Source organism: Companilactobacillus suantsaicola (genome assembly GCF_004745525.1).
GTDB classification, from domain to species: Bacteria; Bacillota; Bacilli; order Lactobacillales; family Lactobacillaceae; genus Companilactobacillus; species Companilactobacillus suantsaicola.
This window is the reverse complement of record NZ_RKLY01000003.1, coordinates 1-14,658: the sequence shown is the minus strand read 5'-3', so window position 1 is coordinate 14,658 and position 14,658 is coordinate 1. Positions and strand designations below refer to the sequence as shown.

At 35.3% G+C, this 14,658-nt stretch carries 13 protein-coding genes; 5 read left to right on the top strand and 8 right to left on the bottom strand.

Annotated features, from left to right (window positions below; genetic code table 11):
• Positions 1-39: 39 nt before the first annotated feature.
• From EGT49_RS01560 to gnd, 4 genes are all read right to left on the bottom strand, one after another.
• Entirely contained in the window at positions 40-702 is a 663-nt protein-coding gene (locus EGT49_RS01560; protein ID WP_135371207.1) for a DPBB and LysM peptidoglycan-binding domain-containing protein, read from the bottom strand.
• Positions 703-941: 239 nt separating this feature from the next.
• Positions 942-2,294, bottom strand: coding sequence for a gluconate:H+ symporter (locus tag EGT49_RS01555; protein WP_135371206.1), 1,353 nt, complete (start codon positions 2,292-2,294; stop codon positions 942-944).
• 73 nt (positions 2,295-2,367) lie between these two features.
• Positions 2,368-3,903 carry a gluconokinase gene (gene gntK / locus EGT49_RS01550; protein WP_135371205.1) on the bottom strand — a complete coding sequence of 512 codons (1,536 nt, stop codon included), beginning with the start codon at positions 3,901-3,903 and terminating at the stop codon, positions 2,368-2,370.
• Positions 3,904-3,986: 83 nt separating this feature from the next.
• Complete coding sequence (gene gnd, locus EGT49_RS01545; protein WP_135371204.1) at positions 3,987-4,886, bottom strand: phosphogluconate dehydrogenase (NAD(+)-dependent, decarboxylating); 900 nt, start codon at positions 4,884-4,886, stop codon at positions 3,987-3,989.
• A 141-nt stretch (positions 4,887-5,027) separates the two neighbouring features.
• On the opposite strand from gnd, the gene EGT49_RS01540 reads away from it, so the two are divergent.
• Positions 5,028-5,885, top strand: coding sequence for a MurR/RpiR family transcriptional regulator (locus tag EGT49_RS01540; RefSeq protein ID WP_135371203.1), 858 nt, complete (start codon positions 5,028-5,030; stop codon positions 5,883-5,885).
• Positions 5,886-5,937: 52 nt separating this feature from the next.
• Here the strand turns inward: EGT49_RS01540 and EGT49_RS12380 are convergent, their stop codons facing one another.
• The 4 genes from EGT49_RS12380 to EGT49_RS01525 all read right to left on the bottom strand — a co-directional run bounded on the left by EGT49_RS12380 (position 5,938) and on the right by EGT49_RS01525 (position 9,904).
• Entirely contained in the window at positions 5,938-6,081 is a 144-nt protein-coding gene (locus EGT49_RS12380; protein WP_167849716.1) for a hypothetical protein, read from the bottom strand.
• A 23-nt stretch (positions 6,082-6,104) separates the two neighbouring features.
• On the bottom strand, positions 6,105-6,842 hold the full coding sequence (locus EGT49_RS01535; RefSeq protein ID WP_342772223.1) for an Abi family protein: 738 nt from the start codon (positions 6,840-6,842) through the stop codon (positions 6,105-6,107).
• 395 nt (positions 6,843-7,237) lie between these two features.
• Positions 7,238-7,768 carry a GNAT family N-acetyltransferase gene (locus EGT49_RS01530; protein WP_135371202.1) on the bottom strand — a complete coding sequence of 177 codons (531 nt, stop codon included), beginning with the start codon at positions 7,766-7,768 and terminating at the stop codon, positions 7,238-7,240.
• A gap of 168 nt (positions 7,769-7,936) precedes the next feature.
• A complete protein-coding gene (locus EGT49_RS01525; RefSeq protein WP_135371201.1) occupies positions 7,937-9,904 on the bottom strand; it encodes a PTS sugar transporter subunit IIABC in 1,968 nt (655 codons plus the stop codon).
• A gap of 202 nt (positions 9,905-10,106) precedes the next feature.
• On the opposite strand from EGT49_RS01525, the gene EGT49_RS01520 reads away from it, so the two are divergent.
• Genes EGT49_RS01520 through EGT49_RS01505 form a run of 4 tightly spaced genes read left to right on the top strand, consistent with a single transcriptional unit; the run spans position 10,107 to position 14,467 of the window.
• Positions 10,107-12,800 (top strand): glycoside hydrolase family 65 protein, encoded by a 2,694-nt coding sequence (locus EGT49_RS01520; RefSeq protein ID WP_135371200.1) that lies wholly within the window; start codon positions 10,107-10,109, stop codon positions 12,798-12,800.
• 53 nt (positions 12,801-12,853) lie between these two features.
• Positions 12,854-13,429, top strand: coding sequence for a hypothetical protein (locus tag EGT49_RS01515; RefSeq protein ID WP_135371199.1), 576 nt, complete (start codon positions 12,854-12,856; stop codon positions 13,427-13,429).
• 18 nt (positions 13,430-13,447) lie between these two features.
• Positions 13,448-13,918, top strand: coding sequence for a helix-turn-helix domain-containing protein (locus tag EGT49_RS01510; protein WP_135371198.1), 471 nt, complete (start codon positions 13,448-13,450; stop codon positions 13,916-13,918).
• Positions 13,919-13,942: 24 nt separating this feature from the next.
• Positions 13,943-14,467, top strand: a complete 525-nt coding sequence (locus EGT49_RS01505; RefSeq protein ID WP_135371197.1) for a hypothetical protein — start codon at positions 13,943-13,945, stop codon at positions 14,465-14,467.
• Positions 14,468-14,658 lie beyond the last annotated feature (191 nt).

The window sequence follows — 14,658 nt, the reverse complement described above, 5'->3', positions numbered from 1 at the left end:
AACTGAAACGAGTTACACAAGAGCAACTCTCTGTTTCAATTAAAGTACTTCAACAGATGCTGTTGTAACACCGTATGAAGGGATTTGGTTATTTGGCATAGCAACGTCTAGTTGTCTAGGGTTACTGTATGCAAATGTACCTGTATCATTAACTGTTCTGATCAAGACTGTACCGTCAGAAAGTGTGATCTTAAGTGTTGTACCCTTAGGGAATACTGAAAGGTTAGCAGCAACACCGCCGTAACCCATGTTTGAACCTAGTACGGCTGGATCATAGAAAGAAATCTTGAATGAACCTTGTGATGTACCAGTTGTTGAAGTTGTTGTTTGTGCTTGGCTAGCACTTTGAGTTTGTGTTGTTTCTTGAGTTGTAGTTTCTTGTGCTGGTGCTTGGTAGCTTGTTTCTTGAACTTGTGTATCTGTTTGTGTTTGTTGTGTTGCTTGTGTATTAGTTACACCAGGGATTGTTACAACATCACCAGGGAAGATCAAGTCAAATCCACCAATTTCGCGGCCGTTTGCTTGTTCTAGTTCAGCGATTGTTACACCGTTGTTAGCAGCAATACTCTTATATGTATCTCCTGCTTCAACTTGAACATGGTTACTGTCGAGTGAGACTGCAGCTTGAGCTGTCTTTGATGTTGCTGTGATAGCTGCTAGTGCTGTAGCACTTACTAAAGCGATAGATAAAACTTTTTTCATGAATTAATTACATCCTTAATATTTTTATTTAGCCCTCATTTGCTAATGTAGCCATATTAACAGGTATTTATTACACGACAACGTCTGTCAAGTTACAAAAGTGGACTTTTATGTAATTTTAGTAATACTTCTGAAACAAATGTTCTATCTATCGTTGGTATAAGGCTATTCTAGATTTTATTAATTTGAAAATAATTAAAACTTATTCTGAAAATATGAGATTATTCTTACAAAAATCATTAAATAAAGACGCTTAAAATCATTACACAGATGATTCCAACCACGGAAATTAAGGTTTCGAGCACTGTCCAAGTCATTAATGTTTCCTTAACCGTTAAATCAAAGTACTCTTTAAACATCCAAAAGCCAGCATCATTGACGTGTGAAGCAGCTAGTGAACCTGCACCAATTGCCAAAACCATCAAAGCTGGATTTACTCCAGCAGAAGTCATCAATGGTAATACTAGACCGGCTGCTGTTAGTGAAGCTACAGTCGCTGAACCTAGAGCAACTCTTAGAACAACGGCAATTAACCAGCCTAATAATAATGGAGAAACATTGACTCCCGTGAACAGCTTCATTACGGCATCCCCTACTCCACCGTCGATTAGAACTTGTTTGAAGGCACCGCCACCACCAATTACTAATAGCAACATTGCAATTGATTTAACAGCTTCTTCAAGACTTTTCATAATTTCTGGTGTTTTAAAACGTCTAGCCCAGCCCATGGTATACATCGAAACTAACAATGAAATAGTCATTGTAATGGCAGGTGTTCCGATGAAGGCAATAATCGAATCTAGTAAAGTTGAATTTTTGGGAACTTTGCCACCATTAAAAACTAATTGATAAATTGTTGTGATGGCCATTAAGATCACTGGAAATAGTGAAGTTAAGACACTGATTCCAAATCCTGGTGTATCAGCTAACTTAAATTCTTTTTGTGGACCTAGAGCCGTTAAATTACCTTTACGATTAAAAGCTCCTGGAACTAATTTTTGTGCGATTTTAGTATAAATAGGTCCAGCTACAATTACCGCTGGAATAGCTACGATGATTCCGTATAACAAAACGTGTCCGGCATTAGCATTCAAAACTGCACTGATAGCAGTTGGCGCTGGATGGGGTGGTAAAAATCCGTGAGTAACCGACAGTGCAGCTGCCATAGGAATTCCCAAATAAAGAATTGAAACTCCTGCTTCTACGGCAATGGCAAAAACTATTGGAATCAATAAGACCATTCCGACTTCAAAGAACAAAGCAATCCCAATAATAAACGATGCTAAAACAATTGCTAGTTGTAATCTCTTTTTACCGAATTTCTCGATCAAAGTATGTGAAATTCGATAAGCACCACCAGCATCAGCAACTAACCGTCCTAACATGGCACCGAAACCAAAGACAATCGACAATTCTCCTAATTGACCCCCGATTCCGTCTTGGATACTCGTAGCAATTTTAGTCATCGGAATTCCTAAACCAATTCCTACTACTATAGAAGTGATAATTAATGAAAGAAAGGTATTTAATTTTAATTTGATAATTAGAAATAGCAATAAAGCTACTCCCAAAATTAATACTAAGAAAGCCATGGTAGTTTCCTCCTCTTTGTTACCGCTTACAAAATTCTTGATAAAGAAAGTGCGTCATTGGCGCACTCTTTTTTTATTTCATGTGTTTTTTCTGGAATTCAGCAATACTCTTATATTCTGGTTCCAAAACTTTTGATAGTCGAATCCAGATTGGTAGTAGCTCACGATAAACCTCAAAGTTTGCTTCATTAGGTTTGTGGACATCAGTTACACCGACCATTCCTTTAACTGCCGAAAGATCATCAACATATCCTAGAGCATACATTCCTAGAACTGCTGCACCTAGACATGAACTTTCAAAACTCTCAGGAATCGTCACATCTTGTTCAAAAATATCGGCTAACATTTGTCTCCAAAGTGCTGAACGGGCAAATCCTCCTGTGGCTTGGATACTCTTTGGTTTGCCGGCAACACCTTCGATCATCAACATCACAATGTACAAGTTATAGACAATTCCTTCCAGAGCAGCTCGAACCATATGAGCTCTAGTATGCTTACGAGTTAATCCGAAGAATGAACCTCTGGCATAAGCATCCCAGATAGGTGCCCGTTCTCCACCAAGATATGGATGGAAGAGCAAGCCATCAGAACCTGCCGGAATTTTTTCGGCAATTTGCGTCAAAATGTCATACGTTGAAACTTGCATTTGTTCCGCAGTGATTTTTTCAGGAGCAAATAACTGGTCTTTGACCCAACGAAAGACAATTCCACCATTGTTAACTGGTCCACCAACGACCCATTTATCTTTCGTCAAAGCATAACAAAACAGATTTCCATTCGGATCAACTACTGGTTTGTCGACAACTACTCGAACGGCTCCAGAAGTTCCAATTGTTACAGCAACCACTCCAGGATCAATCGCATCAACACCTAAATTGGAAAGAACTCCATCACTAGCTCCGAACACAAATGGAATATCTTCTGAGATTCCTAAGATTTCACCATATTTAGGATTCAAACCCGTAATGTAATCAGTTGGTTCGACTAATTCCGGCAATTGCGCTTCAGTAATGCCCAACAAATCTAAAGCTTGTTTGTCCCATTTTAATTTAAAGATATTGAACATCCCTGTTGCTGAAGCAATCGAATATTCCATCTTATAGCTGCCAAATAAACGGAAGAAAACGTAAGATTTCAAATCAATGAACTTTTTCGTTTGTTTGAACAGTTCAGGTTTTTCATTCTTGATCCAAAGAATCTTTGATAAAGGAGCCATGGGATGAATTGGCGTCCCGGTTTTGGCGTAGATTTCTGCACCGACACCATTTTCTTTTAATTCTTCACTATACTTAGCGGCACGATTGTCAGCCCAAGTGATAGCTCGAGTCAATGGTTGATCATCTTGATCCATCAAAATCAAACTGTGCATCGCGGATGAGAAGGAAACACCCTTTAACTCACCTTTTTTAACTTTACCTTTACGAATAACTTGACCTAAAACTTCAATCACTGCATCAAAAATATCATCAGGATCTTCTTCAGCCATATCTGGTACATCTTGATACAATTGATAACCGCTATTAGCGTATGCAATAACTTTACCTTTCATGTCGTACAAGACACTCTTGGTACTAGTTGTTCCAATATCAACGCCAATCATATATTCCATAATTAAACTCCTTGTAAACTTTTTCTAGACAATTAACATTATTGCATATTTTACCAAATTTTTTTAGACATCTTGATATATCGTTACTTCTTATCGACTGCGTGACCACCGAATTCGTTACGCAAAGCGGAGACTACTTTTCCTGTAAAAGTATCAGTCTCTAATGAACGATAACGCATCATCAAGGACATGCCGATTACTGGAGTTGGAACTTGCAACTTCAAGGCTTCATCAAGGGTCCACTTACCTTCACCGGATGAATGCATGACTCCTTTGATGTGTTCCAAATTCTTATCTTTTGAAAAGGCATCTTGAGCTAATTCCATCAGCCAACCGCGAATTACGGAACCATTGCTCCAAACTTTGGCAACTGCTTCATTGTCGTAATTGAATTGGCTGTGTTCCAAAACGTCGAATCCTTCCGCAATTGCTTCCATCATTCCGTATTCAATTCCGTTGTGAACCATCTTCAAGTAGTGACCGCTACCAGCTTTTCCTGTATATAGGTAACCATCTTTCATCGCAATACCTTTAAAAATTGGTTCGATATATTTGAAAGTTTCGTAGTCATCTCCACCGATCATGAAGTTGCCATCATGATTAGCACCGCTCTTGCCACCGGAAGTTCCACAGTCAAAGAACTTAATTCCTTCTCCTGTCAGGATTTGATTGTGTTTGAGTGAATCTTCATAAAATGAATTTCCACCATCGATCACAATATCATCACTATCCAAAAGTTGACTCAATTTATTAATTGTTTCATTAGTAGGTTTACCAGCAGGCAACATTACCCAAATAATCCGAGGTTTCTTTAAAGCAATCACTGCTTCTTCCAAACTGTCGACCGTCTTAGCGCCAAGTTTAGCCGCCGCTTTTTCGGCATCATCGTTCAAATCAAAAGCTACCACATGATTTTCATTTCTAAGTAAGTTCTCAACTAAATTGATACCCATTTTTCCTAAACCAATCATTGCTAGATCCATGTGTAAAATCTCCTTTTTGTAAAAGCGTTTTCATTTATCGACTACATTATATGAAAATTATTTTTAAAAATCAATATTATTTTAGAAAAATCTTTTCAGACAATTCAGATTGTGTTATTTTATTATTGTGAGGTAAAGCCTATGCAAAAGAATATTAATATGTTGATCAAGTCGTATTACGACAACTTAAATGGAACATCTAAAGATATTGCAGATTATCTTTTAAAACATCCCCAAACTAGTTCTGCCTTGACAATTACTGATTTGGCAAAGGAAACTAACTCCTCGATTTCTTCCATTTCAAGGTTCGCAAAGAAACTAGGTTTTAACAATTTCCAAGAATTAAAAATCAATTTATTAACGTCAACCAACGAAAAAAAAGAAGCTAATAATCTTTTTCAAGAAATCAATCCTTCCGATAATCTGAAGGATATGGCGAAAAAGATTTTCACTTCTAATATATCAGCTCTAAATGCAACGATAGATACAATTAGTCAAAAACAATTAGAAAATGCCCTGGAAATCATCACTCAAAAGACTTCAATTGCTTTCTTCGGCTTAGGGGCTTCAGCGATTGTGGCTTTAGATGGTTATCATAAATTCTTGCGTTCTGATAAAACACCATTGTTTGCTAACGATTATCATATGCAATTAATGATGGCAACGACTTTAAAAGCCAACAGTTGTGCGGTCATTATTTCCCATAGTGGTGAGAACAAAGATGCCTTACGAATTGCTCAAAAATTGAAAGAAAAAAACATTGCGACTATCGGTATCACTAGTTATGGTAATTCTTCACTAACAAAGATTGTTGATGTTACCCTACTTTCAATCTCAGAAGAAACTAATTATCAAGACGAAGCGCTTCATGCCATCATTGCACAAATTTCATTAATCGATACCTTATTTGTTTTAACTGCAATGACTGACGACTTGCAAACAACTGACGTCTTCCAAGAAATTCGAGCAACTATCAATGACACACGTTTAGATAAATAAAAATGGCTAAGGATTACTCCTTAACCATTTTTTTATGCTTAAAATACCACAATTAACCTAGATATAAGATTATCAAACCTCCTAGAATCAATTTGACATTGAAGTTTTTGATCATCACATTAAACGTGATCAATGCAAAATAAATCACGCCTAAGATCACCAATTCATATACGAATAATAGATTTACCTTTTTCATAAATATTTAAAACATCCTCAACACTAAAACTGAAGAATTTTTTCTTTCTGATACCAATCATGAGGAAACCCTAAAGAATCCAGGATATTGTTTATATCAATGGATTTTATCTTATTTGCTAAATGTCGGAATTTTTTTCTCAAAGTATTATTTAATATTGCAAATTCCGTTTTGCTTAAAAAACATTGCATACTAACAAATGTTGAATAAAGTTCCCTTCTCATTTCATCCTTGTGGATTCCGCTTGAACCATGTATAGCAGGGAAAAAAATCGAATCCGAACGACATCGAAAATCAAGCAAACGATTATTATGGGCACAAACATTTCTAGTTTCTCTAATATTCTTTATCAGAGAAATCATTGTTTCAGGAGTGAACTGCTTGTTAAAGTCTGGAACATTATCTTTAATAAAACTTACCAAGTCCTTAGCAATTTTATTCTGTAAACTACGCGGAACACAATTTATTAAGCTCACCAATTCGCCAAAATCTAAAAAGTCAATAATCACCCAAATAGGAACATCATTATATTTCTTTACATAATGATTAATTGCATTGTTGGGATATCTTTTATGCTTATTGATGATCATCGATAGTTTAGAAATAATGTAACCCACATCTAAAGCTTTATCAGAAGAATAGCAATTTATATCCAAATACGAATAACATTTGTTTGGATACGCCTCAGCAAATCTATACGCAAAGATTGATTTCAAATGATGTTCTACATTCAGTATGGCTCTAAATATGGTTTGTTTGATTTCATTATCAAATAAGTATAAATCACATACCTCATCGAAAGTGACATTATCTATATATATATATCATTATCATTTTTTTGAAAAAATTTACTATAACCATTAATAATGTTGTAATAATTATTCGTTAAAAGATACTGCTTACACTTTTCATAATCATTAATACGCAAACCTCTATTGCTAAGTATTGAAATTTGATCGTTTAGATTTTTAAAATCCTTTGAATTAGACAAAAAAATTCCCCCATTACACAAAATAATGAAGGAATTAATCGCAATAGTCTCCGTAGAGATACTACCGCTCATCTTTAAATTCATTATACTTTCATCCAGTTTGTTGTCAAGAAATCCACAGTGAATTCATTTTTTATTTTAACATTTCATTCAAATTTTCATAAATCATCTGCCCCACTCTTCTCTCAAAATGCCATACTGAACAGAATCATAATATTTTCCTTCATAGAATCTAACTTTTCGAATACATGCCTCTTGTTTCAAGCCTATTTTGGTTGCAAGATGCATCATTCGGGGATTTCCTGACCATGTGGTCAATCCTAAATGAGGAATATCATACGTTTTAAATAAATAGGTAATAAAAAGTTTTAGAGCTTGTCCACCAATATGTTTATCCCACATTTCTGGATCATAAATGGTAATTCCCATATCAAGCCATTTAGCCAAATCACCATCTTTAAAACCTGCTCCGACTGAACCAACAATTTTTTCATTATAAGTAATTAGCAAATGATTTTGATTATTCAACCAAACCTTATCTGCTAACTTATTCAGAAATTCTTCCTTACTTGGTAAATCATCGTGAAAATATGGTCCATTTAATTTTGTCCAAGCGGCATTGGGATCACTAAAGGCTAATTGCCAGAAATCTTCCAAATCCTCTGGTCGAGCCTGTCTTATTTTGACTTCATTCATTATTTATCTTCCTTAATTATCTTTAATAAAATTAGTATAATTCTAATTCCAAAAATTGTAAAAATATTCTATAAATTTCTCTTTATCAATAAACTATGTAAAATCTAAAAGAAGCTACCCTGATGAGAAAAATCATTAGGATAGCTTCTTTTTTAAATTAAAACCGTTTTAGTTAGCTTCTACGGGTTCTCTACTACCTAATCTAACTTTTTCTACAGCGTGACTTGCCTTTAGATCATCTTCCTTAAATCCGAAGAGATAAGTACAGATGAAGGCAACGACAATCGTTGCTACAGAAGCTATTAAGTAACCAGTAAAGCTTGAATCGATTCCTTGAGGATTGATAAATGAAGCAAAACCGATCAATGAACCGGCAAAGCCCCACATGTCAACGTGCAAGAGTCCAGTCAACAGACCACCCACTGCACTACCTATGTTGGCAGTCCAGAAAATACGACCGTATTTCAAATTGATACCGTACATTGCTGGTTCTGTGACTCCCGCAAAGGCTGAAAGTGCAGCAGCACCGGCAATTTGTTTCATTTCAATATTCTTCTTTGTCTTGAAGAAAACTGCTAAAGCAGCGGCACCCTGAGCGACCATAGTTGCGGAAACAATAGCGTTCAAAGCTGAATGTCCAGTAGTTGCAATTTGACTGGCTACGACTGGAATAACTGCCCAGTGAAGTCCAAAGATTACTAAGCATTGATACAATCCACCGATAATCAAACCAGAAATTGCCGGACTGAATTTCAATAGAGCGACAATTCCATTAGCTAAGTAAGAACTCAATAACGTAATGATTGGTCCAACTACCACAATAATAATGGCACTGACAATAAATACTTCCAATAAAGGACTGAGAATCATTCTCAATGATGTCACAATATGTTTCTTTAACCAAGGTTCAATTTTTGATGCTAGCCAAGCAGCGGCAATCATTGGAAAAATTGAATACGTGTAATTTGCAATATGAATCGGAATGCCGAAGAAATCACCGTTGATATTCATCGCAGTACTAGAAGTCTTAGTAGCAACTGAAACTAAGGTTGGATAAGCTAGTACCCCACCAATCACACCCATGATGATCTGATTAGCACCTAATCTTTTCGCAGCTGTAAAGCCGACTAAAATTGGTAAGAAATAAAAGACTGAATCACCCATCGCGTTAATAATCATGTAAGTCGAACTAGTTGTGGAAATCCATTTGGCAGAAACTATTAAAGCTAGTAAACCTTTCAAAATACCGGAAGCTGCCAACAAACCAATTACCGGCATCATGCTGGCAGTGATAACACCAATTAAAGCACTGAAATAGAATTTCGCTTTTGGCCAAAGACCTTTTGGGGCCACAGCCTTTTGAGTCTTCACTTCTGAAGAACCTCCAAAGCCTGGTCCTAAAGCCTTTACTACTGCATCATAAACATCTTCTACCGCTGGTCCAATGACAACTTGATATTGACCACCAGCTTTAGCAACATCGAGAACTCCCTGCAGATTCTTGATCACGTCATCATTAGCTTTACTTTCGTCTTTCAAATAGAAACGGACTCTAGTAATACAATGGATAACATTTTCGACGTTGCTTACGCCACCAACATTTTTAACGATAGCTTGACCGAGTTGGTTATAGTCAACTTTCTTGCTCGGTTTGGCCTCTAATTCCTCTGGTAACAATAAGCCAATCTCAGCCACGTCTTGACCGGCTTTGATGTCGCCTTTAGTTACGTTAATTTCTTTAACCATCTTATCAGTATTCGTGATGGCTACGATAACATCAGTCACCTTATTTGCTTTTTTAACAGCATCAATGTCCATCGTGGCAACTTTTTGACCAGCTTTGACATTGTCGCCTTCTTTAACAAACAATTCAAAAGGTGTGCCGTTCAGTTCAACTGTATCCACACCCATGTGTAGTAAAACTTCGAGTCCTTCTTCAGTCTTAAAGCCGATAGCATGTTTAGTTGAAGCTACCAACATGATTTTCCCAGACACTGGAGCCACTACTTCTTGATTGTTGGGAATCACACCAAAGCCTTCGCCCATTGCTTTTTCAGAAAACATTGGATCATGAACATCAGTAATTGGAATTGCTGACCCGTCGATTGGAGCCAACATCTTAACTACTTTCTTCATAAAAACGCACCTCCTTGATATTTTTGTAACCGATCGCATCTTCATTTATCACTATAATACAATACATCATGTATAAACATCAATTTTGAACATTTTTTATTATCAAATTCGCACTATTCAAGTATTAAGAGGGTGTATAATACATAACGTATGAACATGTTTAAACAAATAAATAGATGTTTAGTTTATGGAGGAATTATTTATGAAACCCTTATATCTGAAATTTACGGCAAATAAAATCGCCTATTCGACCGATGTAAATTCAATTGACGAACAAAATTATCCACTTAATTCTGAACTAGAACTGAAAGAAAATCTTCAAAATTTTGCAAAAACTATTTCTGTACCAATCGATGTCCTGGTACTTACAGACACTCACGAAAGTTTACTAAATAAAAATTTAATCGAATTTAATCGAACAGAAGTTGACTGTACCAATGATTTAGAAAATATATTCCACATCCCTGTCGTTAATCTCAAAGACGTAAAAAATTCCAACCTTCCCCTTGCTGCCAATGAAAGAACTAAATATGCTGGCTGGCACCTCGACCATCTAGGAATCGACCACCAAAAGCGCCAATATGGTCAAGAATCCATGCAGACAATTGGCAATGGCTTTTTAGGATTACGTGGCACATATTTAGAAGCCAAGTACAATCAAGATAACTATCCCGCTACTTATGTTGCCGGTGTCTTCAACCAATTATCCACCCCTATCAATGGCCGCAACGTCATCAACGAAGACTTAGTCAATCTACCTAACTCACAATACATCACCTTCAAAATTAACGATGGAGAATTCTTCCAAATCGACGAAAACTTAATTGCGGAATCAATCCGATCACTCGACATGAAACACGGTTTACTGACTATCACCATGGTTATCAAACTACCTGATGGAAAAAAATTGCGTATCATCGAAAAGAAAATTGCCGACTTAAAAAATTTCCACGATTATTACTTGCAATATTCCATCACACCACTAAACTTCTCAGGAAAAATTACTCTCCTAACTCAAACAGATGCTTCAGTTACTAACGAAAATGTCGAGAGATACCGTAATTTAGCTAAGAAGCATCTCGTAGTCGACAAGATCGAAAACAACGACAAAGCCGTACTTGTTGCAACCCATACGAATCAGTCGCAAATTCAAATCGGCATCAAAACGGACATCTCCTACCTTGACATCGACAATCCAATTTACTATGCCAAAAATAGTCAAGAAATTGCCAGTCAATACCTTGAATTTGCAGCTAAGATCAATCAGACCTATACACTGGAAAAAGCCGTAACGATCTACACTTCTTTAGAAACAAAGCAAAACGTCCTAGTAGCGGCTAAAAATCACAAATTTGTTTCCTTCGAAGTCGCTAAAGCAACTATTGCTAAAGACTGGCAACAAATTTGGCAAAATGAAAGTGTCGTCGTTTCTGGAGACATCACAGCGCAAAAATTGTTACACCTAAACAGTTACAACATGACCATCGCAGCTCAAAACAAGGCCAACCAATATCTTGACGCTTCTGTCGGTTCTCGGGGTTTAACTGGCGAAGGCTATCGTGGTCACATTTTCTGGGACGAGTTATTCGACATGGATTATTACCTACTTCACTCGCCAAAATTGGTCAAGAATCTTCTGATGTATCGTTACAACCGTTTGAATGCTGCTATGAAGTATGCCGCCGACAGTGGACACAAAGGAGCAATGTTCCCTTGGCAAAGTGGGATGTATGGCGATGAGCAATCTCAAGAAGTCCATCTCAATCCCATCACCAACACTTGGGACCCCGACAACTCTAGAAAACAACGCCACGTTTCCTTAGCCATCGCTTATAATATTTTGAATTATTATAATGCTACTAAAGACGAAGAATTCATGAGCCAATATGGCTTAGAAATGCTCTTTCGGATTGCGCAATTTTGGATCAGTATGACAACTTTGAAAAATGGTAAATACACCATTTCAAATGTAATGGGGCCAGACGAATTCCACGAAGATTATCCTAATGATAAGAAAAATCAAGGTTTAAAAAATAATGCTTATACCAATATCATGACCAGTTGGTTCTTCAAGAAATTGACTGAATTGATCAAACAAGAACCCGCTCAAGTGATTGAAGATAATTTCAAACGAACCAACTTCACCGAAACAGACGTCGCTTCACTAGACAAAATCAGACACAATCTAAAATTAGATTTTAAAGGCGATATCCTCGGTCAATTTGAAAATTACTTCGACTTAGCAGAAATTGATTTTGACAAATATCGTCAAAAATATGGCAACATTTCTAGAATGGATCGCATCCTAAAAGCTCATCATGACTCACCTGACAAGTATCAAGTCTCCAAACAAGCCGATACTTTAATGGCCTTGTTCAATTTGAGAGAAGCAACCTTCTTACAAATCATGGCTGATTTAGGTTATCCAATTGCCGATCCAAATAAGTTCATTACTGACAATATTAAATACTATCTAGCCAGAACTACCCATGGATCAACTCTTTCTAGAATCGTCTACTCAATGCTTTGTCTAAAAGTACACGACGAAAAAACTGCTTGGCAACTATTCTATGAAGCCTTAACTAGTGACTACGTCGACATCCAAGGTGGAACTACTGCTGAAGGAATTCATCTCGGCGTCATGGGTGCAACATTAAATGTAGTAACATCTTATTTTGCCGGTGTTGATTACCGTGGCGAAATGCTCGAAATCAATCCTCATATGCCAAAACAATGGGAAGAAGTAGCCTTCAAGATGAACTTCAGAAACGTCAATTACAATATCCGCGTAACCAATAACACCTTTATCGTAATGACCGACAAAGACACTGAAGTATTGTTCTTAGGCAAGAAGTTACCACTGATTGCAAACCAGGAAATTCAATTGACGTACTAAATACATTATTGATTGTAAAAAAATAAGGTCTCTTATTCAGAGGCCCTATTTTTTTGTCAAAAACGATTGCAAGATTATTTATATATAGTGTAGAATCTCAGTATAATATGACTGGTAGGATTGTAATGATTAAACAAGAGAGTAAATTCATCTTAAAATGTTTTAATGAAGATTATAGTTCTGATATTGCAATTAAATACATATACAAATTATTTGATATAGATATAGGATACCGGTTATTCTTACAAAAAGTTCAAATCATTTTATCCAACTTAGATATTAATGATAATAATGAACTAATATCTAGTAATTCTACTGGAAATATTCTTAGAGAAATAACAGAGCAATTTGAAAATCCATTAAATGGAAAATTAGTTTCTTTAACAATAATAAAGAAATTGGTAAGACACAATTCTATTTACGAGATACGACTTGACGGTGGGGATATCTATCCCAGAATTTTATTCTTTTTATTTAAAGAACAATCTATTTTGACTTTTGGCCTTACTAAACGCATAGAAACAATAGGACACGATAACATATTAGATAAATTGAATAATTTTGCGTCTGAAAGTGAATTAATAGCGAAAGGCATCTCAAGCTCAAAAAAAATAGAGAAGAATATTTAGGACAAGGAGATGATGTCATTGAAATACGATTTTAATCAAGAATTTAGGAAAAGATACCAGAACAATTCTAATTATCATCAACTCGTGAAATTTATGGAATCTGATAAAAATGAAATTGGAAATAAGTTTTTATCATTTAGAGTTTCAAATAATCTGAGTCAAAAAGACGCAGCTAAATATTTAAAAATAAAAACCCTAGACTATATTAAAATTGAAAGTGGAACCAATAATTACACAGTAAAAAATCTACAAGAATATTTAGAAAATTTAAAGAAAATAAATAATAAATTTCTTTCTTTTTCACTTTGGTTAAATGATGATAAGACATCAATGTTAAATAAAAATTTAAATTCTTCTAAAAATGGCTTTACCCCTGTTAAGCACAATAAGACAAACGCGGCAAGAAATTCAATAGAGGCTGTTTTCACAAAAAGTGAAGTAGAAAAAAATTATGCTGCTAACTATGTTTTAAAAGTATCTATGATTTAATAAATTTTAGAAAATAGGTACATTATGAAAAAGGAATATGTTAAGTTAGTAAACACTAAGCAGGAATTTCTATTTAGTGGTCCACAAAATGTAACTAAAAATATAGTAAACTCATTGAATGACCCTGTCCTTTCAGACGTAAATTTTAATGACATTGATAAACTAAATAATAATGCTCAATTTAATATCAATCTTCTAGTGAATAAAGATGGAAAACATATTTTATTTCAAATAGCTTTTGTATATGGTTATAGTCAAAAATATGATGAATCCGAAAAAGAAAATCAAGTAATTATTGGTAAATATAATTCATTGATTGAGTTATATGAACCAATGAAAGATCCAGAGATATTTAACAATTTTGTTCAAAATAATATTCTTATCTTGGCAAAACCATCAATGAATTATATCAGTAAAATAATCAGCAATATAACATCTGAAACTTTGGATTATCCTAATGTAATTGATATGTATAGTAAGTTTAAAAAGAAATTCGAAAGTAATGAATTCTCTCTTACGAAAGCTAAAACAAAAAAGACCCCCGAATAGGAGGTCTTTTTTGTTCACACTATTATTGTAACTATTTTCATTAAAATAAAATATAATTGAATATATAAAATGAACGTAAGCAGTAAATAACCGACCGTATTCTCTCGGTCCACAATAAGCGATATGATTACCTCATCAAAATAAATGGTGAGGTATTTTTAATGGACGAAAAGCCGGATATTGTAAAAGTT